At 71.5% G+C, this 20,881-nt stretch carries 13 protein-coding genes; 3 read left to right on the forward strand and 10 right to left on the reverse strand.

The genetic code is table 11. The features are described from left to right. Window positions 1–130: 130 nt before the first annotated feature. The 3 genes from ACIQ8J_RS04060 to ACIQ8J_RS04070 are packed head-to-tail and all read right to left on the reverse strand — an operon-like array spanning window position 131 to window position 4,145. Window positions 131–559 carry a GtrA family protein gene (locus tag ACIQ8J_RS04060; protein WP_403264485.1) on the reverse strand — a complete coding sequence of 143 codons (429 nt, stop codon included), beginning with the start codon at window positions 557–559 and terminating at the stop codon, window positions 131–133. Then, on the reverse strand, window positions 559–1,548 hold the full coding sequence (locus ACIQ8J_RS04065) for a glycosyltransferase family 2 protein (RefSeq protein ID WP_403265237.1): 990 nt from the start codon (window positions 1,546–1,548) through the stop codon (window positions 559–561). Before ACIQ8J_RS04065 ends, ACIQ8J_RS04060 begins: the two co-directional genes overlap by 1 nt. A 2-nt stretch (window positions 1,549–1,550) precedes the next feature. Next, a complete protein-coding gene (locus ACIQ8J_RS04070; protein WP_403264488.1) occupies window positions 1,551–4,145 on the reverse strand; it encodes a YfhO family protein in 2,595 nt (864 codons plus the stop codon). Between the two features lie 308 nt (window positions 4,146–4,453). Between ACIQ8J_RS04070 and ACIQ8J_RS04075 the strand changes: the two genes are divergently transcribed. The 3 genes from ACIQ8J_RS04075 (at window position 4,454) to ACIQ8J_RS04085 (ending at window position 10,605) form a co-directional block, all read left to right on the forward strand. Beyond that, window positions 4,454–7,324, forward strand: coding sequence for a CDP-glycerol glycerophosphotransferase family protein (locus ACIQ8J_RS04075; RefSeq protein WP_403264490.1), 2,871 nt, complete (start codon window positions 4,454–4,456; stop codon window positions 7,322–7,324). Further along, window positions 7,321–8,487, forward strand: a complete 1,167-nt coding sequence (locus ACIQ8J_RS04080) for a glycosyltransferase (protein ID WP_403264493.1) — start codon at window positions 7,321–7,323, stop codon at window positions 8,485–8,487. Before ACIQ8J_RS04075 ends, ACIQ8J_RS04080 begins: the two co-directional genes overlap by 4 nt. Window positions 8,488–8,730: 243 nt before the next feature. After that, window positions 8,731–10,605: a glycosyltransferase family 2 protein gene (locus tag ACIQ8J_RS04085; protein WP_403264495.1), complete on the forward strand. Its 1,875-nt coding sequence runs from the start codon at window positions 8,731–8,733 to the stop codon at window positions 10,603–10,605. An 82-nt stretch (window positions 10,606–10,687) separates the two neighbouring features. Here ACIQ8J_RS04085 and galE read toward each other — a convergent pair whose 3' ends face one another. From galE to ACIQ8J_RS04120, 7 genes are all read right to left on the reverse strand, one after another. Continuing rightward, on the reverse strand, window positions 10,688–11,668 hold the full coding sequence (galE, locus tag ACIQ8J_RS04090; RefSeq protein ID WP_403264498.1) for a UDP-glucose 4-epimerase GalE: 981 nt from the start codon (window positions 11,666–11,668) through the stop codon (window positions 10,688–10,690). 16 nt (window positions 11,669–11,684) lie between these two features. Then, window positions 11,685–13,310 (reverse strand): glycosyltransferase family 2 protein, encoded by a 1,626-nt coding sequence (locus ACIQ8J_RS04095; RefSeq protein ID WP_403264500.1) that lies wholly within the window; start codon window positions 13,308–13,310, stop codon window positions 11,685–11,687. A 61-nt stretch (window positions 13,311–13,371) separates the two neighbouring features. Then, the gene (gene obgE / locus ACIQ8J_RS04100) at window positions 13,372–14,811 is read right to left on the reverse strand and encodes a GTPase ObgE (protein WP_403264503.1); all 1,440 of its coding nucleotides are present in this window, start codon (window positions 14,809–14,811) and stop codon (window positions 13,372–13,374) included. A 120-nt stretch (window positions 14,812–14,931) separates the two neighbouring features. After that, the gene (gene rpmA / locus ACIQ8J_RS04105; protein ID WP_189964347.1) at window positions 14,932–15,186 is read right to left on the reverse strand and encodes a 50S ribosomal protein L27; all 255 of its coding nucleotides are present in this window, start codon (window positions 15,184–15,186) and stop codon (window positions 14,932–14,934) included. A 14-nt stretch (window positions 15,187–15,200) separates the two neighbouring features. Continuing rightward, on the reverse strand, window positions 15,201–15,521 hold the full coding sequence (gene rplU / locus ACIQ8J_RS04110) for a 50S ribosomal protein L21 (RefSeq protein WP_114036861.1): 321 nt from the start codon (window positions 15,519–15,521) through the stop codon (window positions 15,201–15,203). Between the two features lie 170 nt (window positions 15,522–15,691). Further along, a complete protein-coding gene (galU, locus tag ACIQ8J_RS04115; protein WP_403264507.1) occupies window positions 15,692–16,564 on the reverse strand; it encodes a UTP--glucose-1-phosphate uridylyltransferase GalU in 873 nt (290 codons plus the stop codon). Between the two features lie 190 nt (window positions 16,565–16,754). After that, window positions 16,755–20,726 (reverse strand): Rne/Rng family ribonuclease, encoded by a 3,972-nt coding sequence (locus ACIQ8J_RS04120; protein ID WP_403264510.1) that lies wholly within the window; start codon window positions 20,724–20,726, stop codon window positions 16,755–16,757. Between the last annotated feature and the right edge of the window lie 155 nt (window positions 20,727–20,881).

Consider the following 20,881-nt stretch of genomic DNA (forward strand, 5'->3'; position numbering starts at 1 on the left):
CCGCCCGGGCCGGGCGGGGGGGGTTGGGCCGGCCGCCCCGCCCCCCCCCCCGGCGCCCCCCCCCCCCCCCCCCCCGGGGGGGGGGGGGGGCGCCCCCCGCCCCCCCCCCCCCCCCCCCCCCCCGGGCCCGCTACTTCACCGGGATCTTCGGCTCGGCCGTTTCCGGCTCGCGCGTCTCCTGCTGCCCCGGCACCAGGATCCGGCGGGACAGCACATAGGTGAACGGGATCGCCACCACGGCGGCGACCAGCGGGGCGATCGTCTTGTTCATCCCGACCCAGTGCACCAGCACGAACAGGCCGGCGCTCTGCACCACGAAGTTGGTGACGTTGGTGAGCGGGAAGAGCAGGAACTTCTTCCAGCTCGGCCTGGTGCGGTAGGTGAAGTAGGTGTTCAGGAAGAACGAGCCGACCATGCTGAGCAGGAAGGCGATGGTGTACGCGACGAAGTACGGCAGCTTCGCCAGGTGGAGCAGCGGCCAGTAGAAGGCGTAGAAGGTGCAGGTGTTGACTCCGCCGACGAAGCCGAACCGGATCACCTGCCCGAGCTGACTGGGCATCAGATCACCTTGTGCTGCTGGTCGTTGCGCCGCACCTCGCGCCGCTCGACGCGCTCGCGCCCGCCCGGGAAGCCGTGGGACTCCTTGACCAGGAAGTGCGGGCGGCGCTTGGTCTCGTAGTAGATGCGGCCGATGTACTCGCCGATCAGGCCCAGCATCACCATCTGCACGCCGCCGAGGCCGACGATGATGGCGACGAGGGTGACGTAACCGGGGGTGCTGACGCCGTAGGCGATGGCGGCGACGGTGATCCACAGGGCGTAGGCCGCGCCGACTCCGGCGAGCAGGATGCCGAGCCAGATCGCGATGCGCAGCGGCCGGTTGTTGAAGGAGATCAGGCCGTCCATGCCGTAGTTCAGCAGGGAGCCGAACTTCCACTTGGTCTCGCCGGCCTCGCGCTGGGCGTTCTGGTAGTCGAAGGTGACGGTGTCGAAGCCGATCCAGGAGAACAGGCCCTTGGAGAAGCGGTTGTACTCGCCGAGCGAGAGCAGCGCGTCCACGGCGGGCCGCGACAGCATGCGGAAGTCGCCGACGCCGTCGGTGAGTTCGACGTCGACCCACTTGTTGACCGCGTGGTAGTAGAGGCGGCTCAGGGCGGAGCGGACCTTCTTGTCGCCTTCGCGGGTGCGGCGGGCGATGATCTGGTCGTGGCCGAGCTGGTAGAGGTCGAGCATCCGCTCGATGAGCTCCGGCGGGTGCTGGAGGTCGGCGTCCATGATGACCACGGCGTCGCCGGTGGCCTCGCGCAGCCCGGCGAGCATGCCGGCCTCCTTGCCGAAGTTGCGGCTGAAGGAGACGTAGCGGGTGGCGTCGGGGTGCTTTTCGGCCAGGTCCCGCAGGTGCATGAGCGTCTTGTCGCGGCTGCCGTCGTCCACATAGCAGATCTCGTACTCGATCGCGAGGGTGTCGAGCACGCTGCGGGTCTTGGCGTCGAATTGGTCGATGACCGCTTCTTCGTTGTAACAGGGGACGACGACCGACAGCTTCATCATCAGCGCTTTCCGTTGGAAGAAGAAGTGGAGGAGGAGAAACGGGACGACCGGGTACGGACCACGCCGACGGCCCCGACGGCGAGCAGGGCCACCAGGGCCAGGCCGCTCGCCAGGAGTCCGGGCCCCAGCCCGGGGGTCTGGTACGAGCACGAGACCCGGGATCCGCCGTCGCCGAGACTCACGGCAATCAGCCCGCCAAGAGTACCGGGGGTGCGGGCGGCGCCGCCGTCGACCGAGCACTGCCAGCCGGTGACGGCGGGCGTGGAGATCACGGCGGTTCCCGTGGTGCCCTTGCGGAAGGTGGCGGCGATGGAGTGGCCGCCGGCCGTGACCTCCAGGGGCGCGCTGGTCTTGAGCTGCCCGACCGCGGCGGTGAGCTTGGCGCGGTCCAGGCAGCCGACCGGGAACTTCGGGATGTCCTGGGCCTTGCGGGTGCCCAGCGCGACGGTGACCTTGCCGTCGGCCGGGACGGTGCCGAGCGACAGCAGGGTGTTGCTGGTCATGTTGTAGCGGCCGTCCTGGGCGAACTTCCCGCCGAGCGCCTGGATGTTCCCCGCGTACCAGGGCGCGTACCAGAAGGCCTCGGTGCCGGGGGTGCAGGTGGCGGTGAACGACGTCCACTTGCCGCCCTTGGCGTTGCCGGGCAGGTGCCAGTCGCCGTTGGGCTTGCTGGTGGGCACCGGACCGGCGCCGGGGGCGAGGGCGAGCACGTCGTAGACGGAGGCGCCGAGCACGCGCTCCTGGCGGGCGTAGACCGAGGTGTCATGGGCCTTGGCGCCGGCGTCGGTGGCGGTGCCGGGCCGCAGGGTGACCACGGGCGGGGCCGGCACGGACTTCTCGGCGAATCCCTTGGGGTTCTTGGCCCAGTCCAGGTAGCTGCCGACGCCCATGATCGCGCGGCCGACGGGGTCGGTGAAGCTCAGCGTGTGGCGGCCCTGTATGTACCAGCCGGCGCCGAGGGCGTGCAGGGCCTCGGCGGTCTTGGCCGGGACGTAGCTGCTGTAGTACGAGCCGCCTTCGCCGCCGAGCAGCAGCGGGTCGTTGTTGGCGAACTCGTGCGGGCCGGGGTCGCTGCGGGTGGCGGGCCAGTCGTCGTGGGCGCGGACGGCGTCGTGGGCGGCGAGCGACTTCGAGTCGAGGGTCCGCTTGGGCTGCCACCAGTCGGTGCTGTCGCGGATGGCGGTGACCGAGAAGACGGTGTACGCGGTGGACAGGAACACGGTGCAGGCGAGCCCGCCGGTCACCGCGATCCGCAGCCTGCGGTCGCCGCGGAACCGGTACAGCAGCACCAGCAGCGCCAGGACGAGCAGTCCGCCGCCGACGGTGAGGATCCAGGTGCCGCGCGAGACGTAGGGGCTGCGGGCGGCGAGGGCCACGACGACCGCGGTCACCCCGGCCCCGTACAGGAGCTCCTTGGGGCGCGGGCGGCGGGCCAGCGCCAGCCAGGCGACGATCACGAGCATCGCGGTGAGGGCGATGGAGGCGCGGTACGGGCTGCCGTTGGGCATGGCCAGGCCGTGCCAGAGCAGGATCGTCGGCGTCCAGATGTAGGACAGGGCGACCAGGACGAGCAGCACGCACCAGGCGATCCGCTCCTTGCCGGGCACCCGCCGGATGAACGGGAAAGCGAAGACGAGGAGCAGCGGGAGCAGGCCCACCGAGATCTGCGGCGCGGAGGTGAGCAGCCCGCCCGGCAGCAGGTGGGCCAGGTAGTCGGTGGGGTGGGGCGCGCCCTTGTACGTGGCGTCGGGGGCGGGCTGCGAGAGCTTGCTGGCCTTGAGGCCGACGGTGAGGACGGGCGCGGCGAGCAGCACGCCGGTCACGGTCATCGTGCCGGCCCGGACCAGGACGTTCAGGCGCTGCCGGGCGGGGGTGTCCTCCAGGATCAGGCGGACGACGAGGACCAGGCCCATGCCGATGGTGGCCATGGCCGCGATGTAGAAGTTGCCGGCCCAGGAGGCGAAGACGAGGAGGGTGCCGAGGATCCAGTGGCGGCCGCGCAGGCACCAGTCGGAGGCGATGCCGAGCATCGGGAACGCGGCCAGGCCCCACATCCACATGGGGTCGGAGAACCCGTCGGAGATCATCCAGGCGCTGACCGCGTAGCCGACCGAGAGCAGTCCGCGCAGCCAGGGCGAGCCGGGGCGCAGCCGGCCGAGCAGGACGGTCATGAGGAACGCGGCGAGGCCGACGCTGAACAGCGTGACGAGGAAGACCGGTATCTCCACCTGGTCGCGCGGGAAGAGCCCGACGAGCCAGGAGAAGGGGTTCATGAGGTAGGTGAAGAAGTCCCCGAGGAAGGGCACGCCGAAGCCGCTGCCCCAGTTGAAGACGAGGTCTCCGGAGGTGTTCCCGTGCATGAGGTCCCACAGGTGCGCGTGGAACGGCACGAACTGGTTGCCGAGGTCGTTGACGGCCCGCGAACGGGATCCGAAGGGATACGTACCGTGCACGGCCATCGCCAGGCAGTAGGCGCCCATGGAGATCACGGCCGACAGGGTCGCGGCGACCGTCTGTGCCCCGAGGATCTTCCTGCCGCGGCGGCTGCTGGTCTCTTCGGTCGTCGCCGATCCCGGAGGGGAGGTTTTCAGCACCGTGCCTTCTCGTTCACTCGCTCTGTGTCTGCTTCGTCCGCAGCGTCCTGCCGTGACGGCGATGGACATGGTTCGAGGAGAAGTATGACGTTCCCGACGGGCGACCGCCCGTGGCATCGCCTCATCGGGAGATGGCCGGGGCGGGTCTTTGGTTGCCCGTTCGTTTCTCACGGTTGCGTAACGAACGGGCCGGACATGCCGTGGCGCCCGCCCCCCGGACGGGTGGTGGTGGGCCCCGGGCGGCTGCCGAGGGGTGGATGAATACCAGGTAGCGTTGAAGCGCATGCCATTAGCACAAATGGATTGAGGTGCCAGTGCCTGACGTCTCCGTGATCGTCATCGTCTACAACGATGCCGATCGACTGCCGACGGCCGTTCAGTCTGTCTTGGACCAGACCCACAAGAGTGTCGAGGTCCTGATCGTCGACGACTGCAGCAAGGACCGCTCCTTCGAGGTCGCGCAGGAGCTCCAGGCCGCCAACCCGGGACGGGTGCGGGCATTCCAGCTGCCGCAGAACAGCGGCGGCTGCGGCGCACCGCGCAACCACGGCATCTCCGAGGCGCTCGGCACGTACGTGATATTCCTCGACAGCGACGACGTCCTGGAGGAGAACGCCTGCCGGAACATGGTCGCCGCGGCCGAGCGGACCGGCGCCGACCTCGTGTCCGGCATGTGCGTCCGGGTCCACGTCGACAGCCGGCACGGCAAGACCGTCGAGTGGTACCCGTGGATCTATTCGGTGAGCCGGACCCTCGAATCGATCACCGAGATGCCGGACCTGCTGGTCTTCGACACCCTCTCCACCAACAAGTGCTACCGGCGTGACTTCCTGCTGGAGCAGGGCCTGACCTTCCCGGTCGGCATCCACTACGAGGACCTGCTGTTCTCCGCGCAGGCCTACGTCGCCGCGCGCCGGATCGCGCTGATCCCCAACCAGGTCTACTTCTGGAACGTCGTCGAGAACGCCTCGGCGAAGTCGATCAGCAACCGGCGCCACGAGATCGCCAACTTCGTGCACCGCATGGAGATCCACCGGCGCGTCGACGAGCTGCTCGCGTCGAAGGGCTACGACGACCTCAAGTTCCGCAAGGACGTCAAGTTCCTCAAGCACGACCTCGTCCTCCATCTGCGGGACCTGCCGCTGCTCGACAACGAGTACCGGCACGACTTCGCCGAGCTCGCCAACAGCTACCTGGCGACCATCTCCCCGCAGGCGTACGCCGAGGTCCAGCCCATCCAGGCGATCTGCGCCTATCTGCTCGGCCAGGAGGACTGGCAGAACCTGATGCCGGCGGCCGACGCCCTGATCAGTCCGGGCAAGCTCTCCGCGCCGCTGGTGGAGAAGGACGGCCGGATCTACTGGTGCGCGGAGCACCTCGACGACCCGGACGGCGCCCGCATCCTGGACGTCACCGAGGCCGGCTACCACACCCGCCCGCTGACCAAGCTCTCCCTGGGCAACCGCCTCACCTCGTACGCCGACGACGGCCGCGGCAAGGTGCGCCTGGGCGGCTCGGTGGTGAACCCGCTGGGCCGCGTCAAGCCCGGCGCCGAGCTGAGCGGCACCCTGGAGTTCCGGGCCCGCCGCACCAGCCTGCAGTCCTTCCGCTTCCCGCTCACCTCGCTGACCCACGCGGGGCGCACGCTGGACTGGAAGGCCGAGGCGGACATCGCCCGCAAGCTGCGCCCGCTGGGCATCATCGACGTGGTCTGGGACGTCTGGCTCAACCTGGACATCGACGGCGACGCGGTCTCCACGCGGGTCTCGGCCGGCAGCATCGATGTGAACTCCGGGCATCCGCTGCACATCCGCCCCCGGCTGACCCGGCTGGTCTCCGACCGCATCGAGCCCTCGGTCTCCAAGAAGGGCAACCTGTCGTACGTCCTGACGGCGGCGGGCGCGGTGACCGTGCGCACCCAGGGGCTGATCGACGAGGCGCTGCAGAGCAGGGCGGCCGGCATCGCCAAGAAGGGTCTGCGCAAGGCCCGCCGGGCGAAGAAGGACCTCAACTCGGGCGAGACCAAGGTCCGGGTCTACCACGACGTGCTCTGCAAGCTGCCCGTCCGCAAGGGCCTGGTGGTCTTCGAGAGCCACATGGGCAAGCAGTTCAGCGACAGCCCGAAGGCGATCTACGACGAGATGCGCCGCCAGGGCGTGGACTTCGAGGCCGTCTGGTCCTACGAGGGCGCCAAGCCGACCGGCTTCCCCAAGGACGCCACGCTGGTCAAGCGGTGGAGCTACGCCTATCTGCGGGCGCTGGCGCAGGCCGAGTTCTGGATCGACAACCAGGGCTTCCCGGCGTCCCTGAGCAAGCGGTCCGGCACCACGTACATCCAGACCTGGCACGGCAGCGCGCTCAAGCGGATGGGCTTCGACCTGCCGCAGATGAAGGTGCTCGGCCGTCCGGAGCGGGAGCGGCACCAAAAGGGCCTGGACCGCTTCGACCACTTCCTGGTCCGCTCCGAGCACGATGTGCGCACCCTCGCCAAGGGCTTCCGGCTGCGCGAGGACCGGCTGCTGCGCACCGGCTACCCGCGCAACGACGAGCTGGTCAGGGCCCGCGAGAAGGAGGCCGAGTCGGGCTCGCGCGAGCGCGGTCCCATCGCCGCCGACCTGAAGATCGACCCGGCGAAGAAGATCCTGCTGTACGCGCCGACGTTCCGGGCCACGCCGCAGGGCTCGGTCCGCCGCTTCGAGCTGCCCTTCGATGTCGAGGCGTTCGCGGAGCGCTTCGGCGACGAGTACACGCTGCTGATCCGCTCGCACTACCTCAACCAGGTCGTGCTGCCGCCGTCGGTGCGCGGCAAGGTGATCGACGTCTCCAGCGGCTACGACATCTCCCCGCTGCTCGTCCTCGCCGACGGCCTGATCACCGACTACTCGTCGCTGATGTTCGACTACACGCTCCTCGACCGCCCGATGGTCTTCTTCACGTACGACTACGAGGAGTACGCGGACGAGTCCCGCGGCACCTACTTCGACCTGCGGGAGAAGGCGCCCGGTCCGGTCGTCGCCACCGAGGCCGAGCTGTTCGCGGCGGTGGAGGGGCTCAAGTCGGCGGACACCGAGTACGCCGGGGCGCGGGAGCGGTTCGCGGCCGAGTTCGGCGAGTACGACAAGGGCACCGCGGCCCAGCAGATCGTTGCCAAGTTCTTCACCTCCGGGAGCGGTAAGTGACCGAGCAGTCCGCCAGTGCCGGCGGCCGTGACATCTTCTTCGTCTCCAACGCCGTCAACGAGCTGGGCGGCGTCGCGACCTGGTCGCACCAGATGGCCCGGCTGTTCGCGGCCCGCGGCAACCGGGTGCACGTCGTCGGCATCACTCCGCCCTCGCACCCCTTCGAGCTGGGCGACGACCTCCCCTACGGGACGACGACGCTGTACGACGTGCATCCGCCGTCGGTGCCCGGCCCGCACGGCATCAAGGGCAGGCTGAACCTGGCCGACCACCGCCGTCGCGCCGCCCGTACCGCGGGCATGCACGAGCAGGCGGCCAAGCTGACCCGGATGTTCCGGGGGGCCCGTCCCGGCGCGGTCGTCATCGTCACCCAGGTGTGGGCGATGGAGTGGGTGGCGCTCGCCGACACGTCCGCGCTGACGGTCATCGGCATGACCCACGAGTCGTTCGAGACCTGCCGCAAGTCGTCCCGGTTCGGGCGCGTCAAGAGGTACTACAAGGATGTTGACCGGCTGCTCGCGCTGACCCGCGAGGACGCCGACCTGTGGGCCCAGCAGAAGCTCGACAACGTCGACTTCATGCCCAACCCGCTGCCGTTCCTCCCCGAGACGCCGTCGCAGCGCACCGGGAAGCACGTGGTGAGCATCGGCCGGCTGCACGAGGAGAAGGGCACCGACCTGCTTCTGGACGCCTGGTCCGAGGTGGCCCCGCTGCACCCGGGCTGGACGCTGCGGATATACGGCTCCGGCTCGGACGAGGCGGCGCTGCGCCGCCAGTGCACCGAGCTCGGTCTGGACGGCTCGGTGGAGTGGATGGGCCGCACCGACGATCCGGCGGGCGCGCTGCGCGACGGCTCGGTCTTCACGCTGGCCTCGCGCGGCGAGGGCTTCCCGCTGTCGCTGCTCGAAGCGATGGCGACGGCCGTGCCGTGTGTCGCCTTCGACGTCGCGCCCGGCATCCGCGAGATCATCCGGGACGGCGAGGACGGACTGCTCGCGCCGCCCGGCAACACCCTCGCCTTCGCGCGCCGCCTGGACAGCCTGCTGGCCGACCAGGCGCTGCGCGACCGGCTCGGCGAGGCGGCCCGCACGAACATCCAGCGGTACCGGACGCAGGAGATCGTCCGCCGCTGGGAGGAGCTCTTCGCGTTCCTGGAGCGCTGACCCGCGCCGCATCCCGAGGTGCGGTCCCACGGTCCGAGCGGCCCCGGCACAAAACGTGTGCCGGGGCCTTTCGACCCCGTCCCACCAGCACAGCAACCGCACAGACTTCGCATACCGACACCCTTTGACACTGCTCCGCCAGCGGCCTCCAATAAGTAGGAATAGCTGTGCTAGCGTCCGCAGGCGCGCGAGCCGAGGCTCCGACGACACCGCAGCCGTGACCCCATTCGAGGATGTGTGCCGATGGACCCCGTTGTTACCGTGATCGTGCCGGTGCACAACACCTTGCGGTATCTGGAGCGCTGCTTCGGGTCCGTCGACAGCCAGACCATCGGGCAGCACAAGCTCGAAGTGATCGCGGTCGACGACGGCTCCTCGGACGGCAGCGGCGACTGGCTCGACGCGTGGGCGCGTGGCCGCGACAACGTCCAGGTGGTCCACCAGGAGGCCTCGGGCGGCGCCGGAAAGCCCCGCAACGTGGGCATCGAGCGGGCCCGCGGCACCTACCTCTTCTTCCTGGACTCCGACGACTACCTCGGCCCGGACGCGCTGAAGCGGCTGGTCAGGATGGCCGACCAGGAGCAGTCGGACGTCGTGTACGGCCGGATCGTCGGCATCGACCGGGCCGCCCCGGTGGACTTCCGCACCACCAGCCCCGAGGTCGACCTCTTCGACTCGCCGGTGTACTGGACGCTCGCCGCGTACAAGCTGTGGCGCCGCTCGCTGATCGAGGAGCACGGGCTGCGGTTCGTGGAGCACCGGCTGCTCGGCGAGGACGTGCCGTTCGCCGTCCCCGCGCTGCTGCGCGCCAGGAAGATCTCGGTGGTGGCCGACCACGACTGCTACTTCCTGGAGGGCCGGGGCGACGGCACCAACGCCAGCCGCCAGGACGTCGACTGGGTCGACCAGCTCGGCTACGTCGGCGGCATCCTGCGCACCGTCGGCGAGCTGGTGCCGGCCGGCCGCGAGCGCGACAAGCTGATGGAGCGTCACTTCCACGGCGAGATCCTCGGCATGTTCGCCGAGCCGTACCTGGCCCGCGACGAGGCCGGCCGCAAGGAGATGGCGGCGGCCGCCCGGGTCCTGCTCGACGAGTGGACCACCGACCGGATCATGGAGGCGCTGCCGCCCCGGCTGCGCCTTCGGGTGCACTGCCTGCGCCACGGCCTGGTGGACGAGCTCACCGAGATCGTCCGCGCCGACACCGAGAACGCCCTGGGCCCCGCACGCCTGGACGGCGACCGCGCGTACGCCGCGTACCCCTACTTCCGTGACGCGCGGCGGGCGATCCCCGACTCCTGTTACGACATCACCTCCCGGATCCGGCTGGTCCAGCAGGTCGACTCCTACGCCTGGGACGGGCCGGTGCTGCGGCTCGCGGGCTCGGCCCGGCTCAGCGAGCTCGACCCGGCCGACCAGCAGGTCGGCGCGCTGCTGCGCCGCCAGGGATACACGTACTGGGTGCCCGCCGAGACCGCCGACGACGGCACGTACACCCTCTCCGTCGACGTCGGCCGGGCCGCCGACGGCGGGCCGCTGCCCGACGGCGTGTGGACCATGCGGATCACCGTCACCGCGGGCGAACTCAACAAGGAGGCCTGGCTGGCGCGCCCGGCGGGCAGCCGCTACGACGTCTCGCCCGAGCCCCGCCTCGTCGACCGCGGCGAGGCCGGGCCCGGCGCCGCCGCCCTCTTCCACTCGGCCGCCCACCAGCACCTGAACCTCGACATCGGCGACACCCGCAGGCTGCTCGCGACCACGGCCCGGGGCACCGCGGTGCGCGCCCGCTTCGGCCGGGTCGAGGCCACCGCCCGCACCACCGTGCCGGGCTGGTCCTCCGGCCGGGGCGAGGCCCGGCTGCTCCTGGTCTCCGGCGGGCACACGCTGACCGCGCCCACCTCCACCGACGTCGACGCGGGCGGCCGCATCTCGGCGCGGGCCACCGCCAACGGCGTCGCCCCGGGCACCTGGGAGCTCCAACTCCGGCTCGTGGCAGGCGGGTTCAGCCGGGACGTGCCGGTGACCGACGCGTCCGGCGCCCCGCTGCGGATGACGGTTCCGGTGCCGCTGGCCCGTCAGGTGCGCCGCAGGGCGGGCCGGGTGCTGCGCGGGCGCTGAGCACCCGACCTCACGCGAAGTGCCCCGCCACCCTTCCCGGGTGGCGGGGCACTCTGCGTGCGTAACGGGTACGGGCTCGGGCTCAGCCGTCCTGGTGGTGGCGCCAGCCGGACCACGCCGAGCTGATCATGGAACGTACGTCGTGGTGGGCCTTCCAGCCCAGTTCCTCGGCGATGCGGTCGGCCGAGGCGACCACGCGCGCCGGGTCGCCCGCGCGCCGCGGGTGGACCTCGGGGGCGATGCCCCGGCCGGTGATCTCGTTGATCAGGTCGACCATCTCGCGCACCGAAACGCCTTCGCCGCGGCCGATGTTGACGGTCAGGTCCCGGAACTCGCCGGCCTGCGCGGACTCGGCGAGCTTGCGGGCCGCGGCCAGGTGGGCATCGGCGAGGTCCTCGACGTGGATGTAGTCGCGCACGCAGGTGCCGTCGGGGGTCTCGTAGTCGTCGCCGAAGATGCGCGGCGGCTCGCCGTCCTCCAGCTTCTCGAACACCATCGGCACGAGGTTGAAGATGCCGGTGTCGGCGAGCTCGGGGGCGGCGGCGCCCGCCACGTTGAAGTAGCGCAGGCAGCCCGTGGAGATGCCGTGCGCCTTGCCGGCCGCGCGGACCAGCCACTCACCGGCCAGCTTGGTCTCGCCGTACGGGCTCATCGGCAGGCACGGGGTGTCCTCGGTGACCAGGTCGACGTCGGGCATGCCGTACACGGAGGCGGACGAGGAGAACAGGAAGGTGCGCACGCCCGCGTCGGCGACCGCTTCCAGGAGCACGGTCAGGCCGAACACGTTCTCCCGGTAGTAGTGCAGCGGGATCTCGACGGACTCGCCGACCTGCTTCTTGCCCGCGAGGTGCACCACGCCGGTGATCGCGTGCTCCGCGAAGGTCCGGTCCAGCAGCTCGCGGTCCAGGACGGAGCCGACCACCAGCGGCACACCCTGCGGCACGCGGGCCGCGTCGCCCGTGGACAGGTCGTCGAGGACGACCACCCGCTCCCCCGCCGACGTCATGGCCCGCACGACATGGGAACCGATGTATCCGGCACCGCCAGTGATCAGAAAAGTCATATGCGTGTCCACGTCCTCATCGTCGCCTTGACCGGGCTGTCCGGGTCAGTCGGCGCAGCTTCCCGCCGACCACCCCGAAGGCCCCCTGCACTCCGGGTGCGAGCCGCACCGCGAGCGAACCGCTCGCCGTCCGGTAAGGCTGCACCAGCAGAACACCGTACCGGCTGCCGGGGACCGCCGTGCGCCGCAGTCCGGACGGCTGTGCCCGGAGCGCGGTGTGCGGGCCCGGACCCGCGGGGGTGTTCAGCCGGACCCTCAGGTCCCAGATCTGGGTGCCGCGGCCGCCCGCCGCGGCCAGCCGCGCGAGCGCCACGGGCACCTGCCCGCTCCAGCCCCCCTCGGCCGCGCGCAGCGGCGCGGTGAGCGTCAGGGCGGGTTCGCCGCCGTCCCTCGGCACGAACTCGACGTCGGCGCTCGCCGGGGCGCCGGTCGCCGCGAGCCGCCCGTACAGCTCGTGCACGCGCAGCTTGAGGATGCCGCGCCGGCCAGCCAGCAAGGTGGCGTCGACGGTGACCGGCAGCAGGCCCGCGGGCAGGTCGTCGAGTCCGTCGAGCGGTACGTCGGGGAGATCGTCGGCCCACACCGGGCCGGGCCCGGCGGTCGCGTACGGCGGGGTCAGCCGGGCCGGGTCGGCGGCGAGCTGGGAGAGCCGCTCCAGGTCGCGGGGGGCTTCGGCGCCGAGCACCACCTGGGCGATCCAGCGGGCCGGCGCGGCCGCCGCTGCCCGCTCCGCGGCCTCGAAGGCGGTGAGGTGGGTACGGGCCAGCCGCCACCAGTCGGCCTGGTACCCGGCGTCGCGCACCCGCAGTTCGCGGGCGTACAGGCACAGGTCGTAGTCGATGAACTTGGTGCGGCAGGCGGCCGCGAGCTCCTTGCGGCCGGCGGCCCGGAACGCCTCGACGGCCTGGGTGTGGGCGGCGATCCGCGCCTGCCAGTTGGCGACGTCCTTGCGGGCCAGCGAGATGGAGACCTGGGCGGCGGCGCGGCGCACATGCCAGACGTAGACGAGCTCGGGCACCACGGCGACGCGGGGCGCGGCGGCGTACACGCGGGCCGTGAAGACGAAGTCCTCGTACACGAACTTGCCGTCGGGGAACCGGAGTTGACGGTCATTCAGGAAGTCGCGCCGGTAGAGCTTGTTGACGCAGAGGGTGTCGTGGAGCAGCTTCGGCTCGGCCTCGGGCGACTCGTACACGGCCGCCTCCCGGTACAGGCCGGGCTGCCAGCGCACATCGCGGCCGCCGGGCAGCTCGCGGCGCACGGCCCGGCCCACAGTGACGTCGGTGCCGTGCCGCTCGGCGGCGGCCAGGAGCGCCGGGACGGCGCCGGGGGGCAGCACGTCGTCGCTGTCCAGGAACATGACGTACGGGGCGGTGGCGGCGGCGATGCCGTCGTTGCGGGGCGTTCCGCAGCCGCCGCTGTTGTCCGCGCGGCGTACGACCCGCAGCCGGGGCTCGGTGGCGGCCAATGCGTTCAGGACGGCCGCGGTGCCGTCGCCGGAGCAGTCGTCGACGGCCACGACCTCGGCGACGGCCGGCCCCTGCGCGAGGGCCGACCGAACGGCGTCACCGACCAGCTCGGCGTCGTTGTAGGCGATGACGACGACGCTGACGCCGTGCGGGGTGGTGGGACTCTGGCTCACGCAGGAATCCTACGGGAGCCCCCGAAACCACCGGCCCCGCACACCCGTCGGGCCCGACCGGCTAGAACGGTCCGAAGTCCTTGAACTCCTGCTCCGCCTCGTCGCGCTCCGCGTCGCGGTCCCGGCGGCGCTGGGCGGCGGGACGCGGTGCCTCGAAGCGGTGGTCCTCGCCCCGGCGGCCCAGCATCTCGGCGCCGGCCATCATCGTCGGCTCCCAGTCGAAGACGACCGCGTTCTCCTCGGGGCCGATCGCCACGCCGTCGCCCGCGTGGGCACCGGCCTTCATCAGGGCCTCCTCGACACCGAGGCGGCTGAGGCGGTCCGCGAGGTAGCCGACGGCCTCGTCGATGTTGAAGTCGGTCTGGCGCACCCAGCGCTCCGGCTTCTCGCCGCGCACCCGGTAGACCTCGTTCGCCTCGTCGAAGACGACGGTGAATCCGGCGTCGTCGACCGCCTTCGGGCGGATGACGATGCGGGTCGCCTCCTCCTTCGGCTTGGCGGCGCGCGCCTCGGCGACGATCCCGGCGAGCGCGAAGGACAGCTCCTTCAGGCCGGTACGGGCGACGGCGGAGGCCTCGAAGACCTGGTAGCCGCGCTCCTCCAGCTCCGGGCGGATCATGTCCGCCAGGTCCTTGCCGTCCGGGATGTCGATCTTGTTGAGGACGACGATGCGCGGGCGGTCGTCCAGGCCGCCGTACTGCTTCAGCTCCTCCTCGATGATGTCGAGGTCGGAGACCGGGTCGCGCTCCGACTCCAGCGTCGCGGTGTCCAGTACGTGCACGAGGACCGAGCAGCGCTCGACGTGCCGCAGGAACTCCAGGCCCAGGCCCTTGCCCTGGCTGGCGCCGGGGATGAGACCGGGGACGTCCGCGATGGTGTAGACGGTCGAACCGGCCGTGACCACGCCCAGGTTCGGGACCAGCGTGGTGAACGGGTAGTCCGCGATCTTCGGCTTGGCCGCCGAGAGGACGGAGATCAGCGAGGACTTCCCGGCGCTCGGGTAGCCCACCAGGGCGACGTCGGCGACGGTCTTGAGCTCCAGGACGATGTCGCCGTCCACGCCCGGCACGCCGAGCAGCGCGAAGCCGGGGGCCTTGCGGCGGGCGGAGGCGAGCGCCGCGTTGCCGAGGCCGCCGCGGCCGCCCTCGGCGGCGATGTAGGTGGTGCCCTCGCCGACCAGGTCGGCCAGCACGTTGCCGTTCTTGTCGAGCACGACGGTGCCGTCCGGCACGGGCAGGACGAGGTCCTGGCCGTCCTTGCCGGACCGGTTGCCGCCCTCGCCGGGCTTGCCGTTGGTGGCCTTGCGGTGCGGCGAGTGGTGGTATTCAAGGAGCGTCGTCACGGACTGGTCGACGACCAGGATGACGTCGCCGCCACGGCCGCCGTTGCCGCCGTCCGGGCCGCCGAGCGGCTTGAACTTCTCACGGTGAACGGAGGCGCAGCCGTGGCCTCCGTTACCCGCGGCGACGTGCAGCTCGACGCGGTCCACGAAGGTGGTCATGGGGTGTGCCTCCAGTAAGTACGGGAATGTCTATCTAGTAACACGCGAAAGGCGGACCCGCTTCCCGTGGGGGAAGTGAGGTCCGCCTCCGCTGAAACCGCTCTACGGGTGCCTAAGTGATCAGGCAACCGGAACGATGTTCACGACCTTGCGGCCACGGTGGGTGCCGAACTGCACCGCGCCGGGCAGCAGCGCGAACAGGGTGTCGTCGCCACCGCGACCGACGCCCGCACCCGGGTGGAAGTGGGTGCCGCGCTGACGGACCAGGATCTCACCGGCGAGCACGGTCTGACCGCCGAAGCGCTTCACACCGAGCCGCTGAGCGTTGGAGTCGCGACCGTTCCGAGTGGACGATGCGCCCTTCTTGTGTGCCATGTCTCCTCAGTCCCTTACTTCGCAGCCGTGGGGATGCCGGTGACCTTGATCGCCGTGTACTGCTGGCGGTGGCCCTGGCGACGGCGGTAGCCGGTCTTGTTCTTGTACCGAAGGATGTCGATCTTGGCACCCTTGTGGTGGTCCACGACCTCGGCGGTGACCTTGATACCGGCCAGCACCCACGGGTCGCTGGTCACAGCGTCGCCGTCGACAACGAGCAGGGTCGAGAGCTCGACCGTGTCGCCAACCTTGGCAGTGGAAATCTTGTCAACCTCAACGATGTCGCCGACAGCAACCTTGTGCTGGCGACCACCGCTGCGCACGATGGCGTACACGCGGATCTCTCTCTCGCTCGATACGGAACCCTTGAAGCCAGCCCTCCCGCAGGAAAGCAGGGGGCCTCCCCCGGCGGACCGGGAGGTGAGGTGCTCAGGGGCAGGCGCGTATATAAACACGCCGAGGGTCAAGGCTACGGGGCCGGGCGTGGCGGGTCAAACCGGCGCCATTACCCGCACTCCTCGGCGACGAAACCACGCAGCCACGCCCGGAAGTCCGGACCCAGGTCCGCTCGCTCGCTGGCCAGACGCACGATGGAGCGCAGATAGTCAGCCCGGTCCCCCGTGTCGTACCGGCGCCCCTTGAAGACGACGCCGTGCACGGTGTCGAGCCGGTTGAGCGCGTCGGTGAGCTGGATCTCGCCGCCCCGGCCGGGTGCGGTGGTGCGCAGCACGTCGAAGACGGCCGGGTCCAGGACGTACCGGCCGATGATGGCGAGGTTGGAAGGCGCCTCGGACGCCTCGGGCTTCTCCACAAGCCCGGTGACGCGTACGACGTCACTCTCGGCGGTGGTTTCGACGGCCGCGCAGCCATAGAGGTGGATCTGCTCCGGATCGACCTCCATCAGCGCGATCACACTGCCGCCCTCGCGCTCGCGGACCTCCAGCATCCGCGACAGCAACTGATCCCGCGCGTCGATCAGGTCGTCACCGAGGAGCACCGCGAAGGGCTCGTCGCCGACGTGCGGGGCCGCGCACAGCACCGCGTGGCCCAGGCCCTTCGGAGCGCCCTGGCGCACGTAGTGGACGGCCGCCAGGTCGCTGGACTCCCGTACCCTCGCGAGCCGGTCGGCGTCACCCTTGCGGGTCAGCGCCGACTCCAGCTCGTGATTGCGGTCGAAGTGGTCCTCCAGGGGGCGCTTGTTGCGGCCGGTGACCATGAGCACGTCCGACAGGCCCGCCGCCACCGCCTCCTCCACCACGTACTGAATGGCCGGCTTGTCCACCACCGGCAGCATCTCCTTCGGCGTGGCCTTGGTGGCCGGAAGGAACCGGGTGCCGAGCCCGGCGGCGGGAATGACGGCTTTGGTGATCGCACTCATGCGGGGACGGACTCTCCTTCGTACGACAGAGCCCGCCCCCGGCGTTCCGGGGACGGGCTCTTGGGGCCTTGCATCAGCCAACTACCGCTTGGTGTACGTCGGCTGAGCGGGGGCTGTCTGTCGGCTGTCGGCTGACCCTTGTCGTCTGTCAGTTGTCAGTTGTCAGCCGACATTTGTCAACCGTCAGCCGTCAGCTGTCAGTCGACGCCGAAACCGAGGACTGCTGCTGCTCGGCCGCCGCCGTCGTCTTCTTGGCCGCGGCCTTCTTGGCGGTCGTCTTCTTCGCCACGGTCTTCTTGGCCGCCGTCTTCTTGGTGGCGGCCTTCTTCGCGGTGGCCTTCTTGGCGGTCTTGCGAGCCGCCTTCTTGGCCGGAGCGGCCGCCTCGGCGGGCTCCGCCGACTCGGCGGGCTCCGCGACCGGGGCTTCCGGCTCGGCTGCCGGGGCGGCGGCCACCACGACGATCGCCGCGTCCTCGGCGCCCGACGGCGAACCGGCCGGGGCCGTCGCCTTGCGCGTCGCCCGGCGGCGGGCCCGCGGCGGGGCGGCGACGGGCGCCTCCTCGACGACAGGCTCGGCGACGGCCACGACCTGCTCGGCCACGGGCTCCTCCGCCTTCGGCTCGGGCTCCGTCACGACCACCACCGGCTCGGCGGCGGCCGGCTTCGGCGCGCCCGCCGGGGCCGACACCTTGCGGGTGGCGCGGCGGCGGGTGCGACCGCGCGGGGCCTCGTCCTCGATGAACGACGCGACCGTCACCGCCTGCGGAGCCTCCGGCTCCTCGACCGGAGCGGCCGGGGCCTCGGCCGCCGCCGCCCGGGGCGCACCGGCCGGAGCCGACGCCCTGCGGGTGGCCCGGCGGCGCGAGGGGGTACCTCCCTGGCCCCTGAGGCCTCGGAGGCCTCCACGGGCCGCTGCCTCCGCCTCGGCGACGCTGCTGTACAGCTCCTCGTCGGGCACGAACTCCGGCTCGGCGAGAGCGACCGGTGCCGCGATCTCGGCGGCGACCTCGGCCTCGGACTCGACGGCCTCGTGGTCGACGTCGGCCGCGATCTCGACGGCCTCGTGCTCGTGGATGTGCTGGTCGTGCTCGGCGCCGCCGCGGCCGCGCTTCTTGGGACGCTTGCCCGCGCCGCCGCCGGCACTGGTCGGCTGCTCCATGTGCACGATCACGCCGCGCCCGTTGCAGTGGACGCAGGTCTCGGAGAACGACTCCAGGAGACCCTGGCCGACCCGCTTGCGGGTCATCTGGACCAGACCCAGCGACGTGACCTCGGCCACCTGGTGCTTGGTGCGGTCGCGGCCCAGGCATTCGAGCAGACGGCGCAGCACCAGGTCGCGGTTGGACTCCAGGACCATGTCGATGAAGTCGATGACGACGATGCCGCCCAGGTCGCGCAGCCGCAACTGGCGCACGATCTCCTCGGCCGCTTCGAGGTTGTTCCTCGTCACGGTCTCTTCGAGGTTGCCGCCCTGGCCGGTGAACTTGCCGGTGTTGACGTCGACGACGATCATCGCCTCGGTCTTGTCGATCACCAGCGAGCCGCCGGACGGCAGCCAGACCTTGCGGTCCAGCGCCTTCGCCAGCTGCTCGTCGATCCGGTACGTCGCGAAGACGTCGACCTCGCTGGTCCACCGGGACAGCCGGTCGGCCAGGTCGGGCGCGACGTGCGAGACGTAGCCATGGATGGTCTCCCAGGCCTCGTCACCGCTGACGATGACCTTCGAGAAGTCCTCGTTGAAGATGTCGCGGACGACCCGGACGGTCATGTCCGGCTCGCCGTAGAGCAGCGACGGCGACGACGTCGAGATCTGGTTGGCCTTCTTCTGGATGTCGGCCCACTGCGCCTGGAGACGCTCGACGTCACGGCGCAGCTCGTCCTCGCTCGCGCCCTCGGCGGCGGTGCGCACGATGACGCCCGCGTCCTCGGGGACGATCTTCTTGAGGATGGTCTTCAGACGCGCGCGCTCGGTGTCGGGCAGCTTGCGGCTGATGCCGGTCATCGAGCCCTCGGGCACGTACACCAGGTAGCGGCCGGGCAGCGAGACCTGGCTGGTCAGTCGGGCGCCCTTGTGGCCGATCGGGTCCTTCGTCACCTGGACGAGCACCGACTGGCCGGACTTGAGGGCGGCCTCGATGCGGCGCGGGCCGTTGCCCATGCCGAGCGACTCGAAGTTGACCTCACCGGCGTACAGGACGGCGTTGCGGCCCTTGCCGATGTCGACGAACGCGGCCTCCATGGACGGCAGTACGTTCTGGACCTTGCCCAGGTACACGTTGCCGACGTACGAGGTGGCCTGCTCCTTGTTGACGTAGTGCTCGACCAGCACGTTGTCTTCGAGGACGCCGATCTGGGTGCGCTCGCCGTGCTGGCGGACGACCATGACGCGCTCGACGGCCTCGCGGCGGGCCAGGAACTCCGCCTCGGTGATGATCGGGACGCGGCGGCGGCCCTGCTCGCGGCCCTCGCGGCGGCGCTGCTTCTTCGCCTCCAGGCGGGTCGAGCCCTTGATGGACTGGACCTCGTCGGAGGAGGTGGACTCCGCGCGCTCGCGGGCCGGGCGCGGTTCACGGACCTTGACGACCGTACGCTCCGGGTCGTCGGAGCCCGGCTCGCCCTCGGGGCCCGCGTCGCCGGTGCGGCGACGGCGGCGGCGCCGGCGACGGCTGCTGCTGGTGCCGGCCGCGGACGGGGTGCCGTCCTCGTCCTCGTGCTCCTCGTCCTCTTCCTCGGACTCGGCTCCCCCGACCGGCTCGGTCTGCTCGGCGGGCTCGTAGGCCTGCTCCTCCGCGGCGTCCTCCGCCTCGGCGGACTCACCGCGACGACGGCGACGGCCGCCACGGCGACGGCGGCGCGAGGGGCGGTCGTCGTCGGAGTCCTCGGACTCCACGTCGGCCTCGGCCTCGGCGGCCTCCTCCACGTGCTCCTCGACCGGCTCCTCGGCGGCCTTGTCGAGCACCGGCTCGGCGGGCTCGCCACGGCGGCGGCGACGGCGCGAGCGGCCCTGCGGCTCGGCGGCGACCGGCTCGGCGGCCTCGACGGCTGCCTCCTCGGCCTCGGCGGGCTCCTCGACGCGGGCGGCGGCAGCGGCGGCCGCAGCCGTCTCCGGGGTCTGGAACATCGGCTCGGTGAAGACCGGCGCCTGGAACACGGCCACGGCGGGACGCGTGGCGCGGCGGCGGGACCGCCCGCCGGTGGGCTCCTCGTCCTCGGGCGCGGCCTGCGGCGCCGGCTCGACCGGGGTGAACTGCGGGGCGGAAGCGGGCCGGGCGGCCCGGCGGCGGATGGGGGCACCTCCCTGGCCCTTGAGGCCTCGGGGGAGGCCACGCGGCGCCTCGTCCTCCACGACCGGGACCTCGACGGCGGCGATCTCTTCGGCCTCCTCGGCCTCTTCGGCCTCGTCCAGCTCGGTCACATCGGCGACGACCGGGGCCTCGACCGTGGTCTGCGGGGCGGTCGCCTTACGGGTCGCACGGCGGCGGGCCCGCGGCGCGGGGGCGGCGGACTCCTCGGCTGCGGCTTCCTCGACGCTCTCGGGCGCCGCGACGACGACCGGGGCCGGGGCGGCCTCCACCAGGTCTTCGGCGGCCTTGGGCGCACCGGCCGGAGCGGTCACCTTGCGCGTGGCACGGCGACGGGTGCGCGGGGCCGGAGCGGCCTCGTCACTGTCTGCCACGGCAGCGGACTCGACCGGGGCGGGCGTCTCGACGGCCTCGGCGGACACGACGGCCTGCGGCGCACCGGCCGGAGCCGTCGCCTTGCGCGTCGCACGACGGCGCGTACGCGGCGCGGGAGCCTCGTCCGCGGCGGACTCGACGGAGGCAGCGGATTCGGGCGAAGCAGGCGCCTCAACGGCCTCTGCAACCCCTGCGGTCTCAGCGGTCTCCACGGCCTGCGGCGCACCGGCCGGAGCCGTCGCCTTGCGCGTCGCACGGCGACGGGTGCGCGGCGCGGGAGCCTCGTCCGCAGCGGACTCGACGGCCACCGGCGCGGCCGGCTCGGCGGTCTGCCCCGCGGGCTCCGCGTTCTGCGCGCCGACCGGCGGGCCCGCGGGCCGCGAGGCCGCACGGCGCCTGCGGCGCGGCGGCAGCGTGTCGCTGGGGCTGTTCTGATCGTTGTTGGTGTTGTCCCCGGCCGTACCGGGTTCGTTCTGCTCAAGCATGCGGGCGTAGCTCCCGTCACGCTCCCGGGCGCCGCGCCTGTTTCCGGTCCGGCGGCACGTACCGCGTGATGTGCGCGGGTGCCGCCGTCCGGGGCGCGGGCGCCGCACGGGAGCTGATATGTCTGGCTCGCCGGTTCCCTGCGCGATGTACGCAC

The sequence above is a fragment of the Streptomyces sp. NPDC094147 genome (genome assembly GCF_044764265.1).
Taxonomy (GTDB): Bacteria; Actinomycetota; Actinomycetes; order Streptomycetales; family Streptomycetaceae; genus Streptomyces.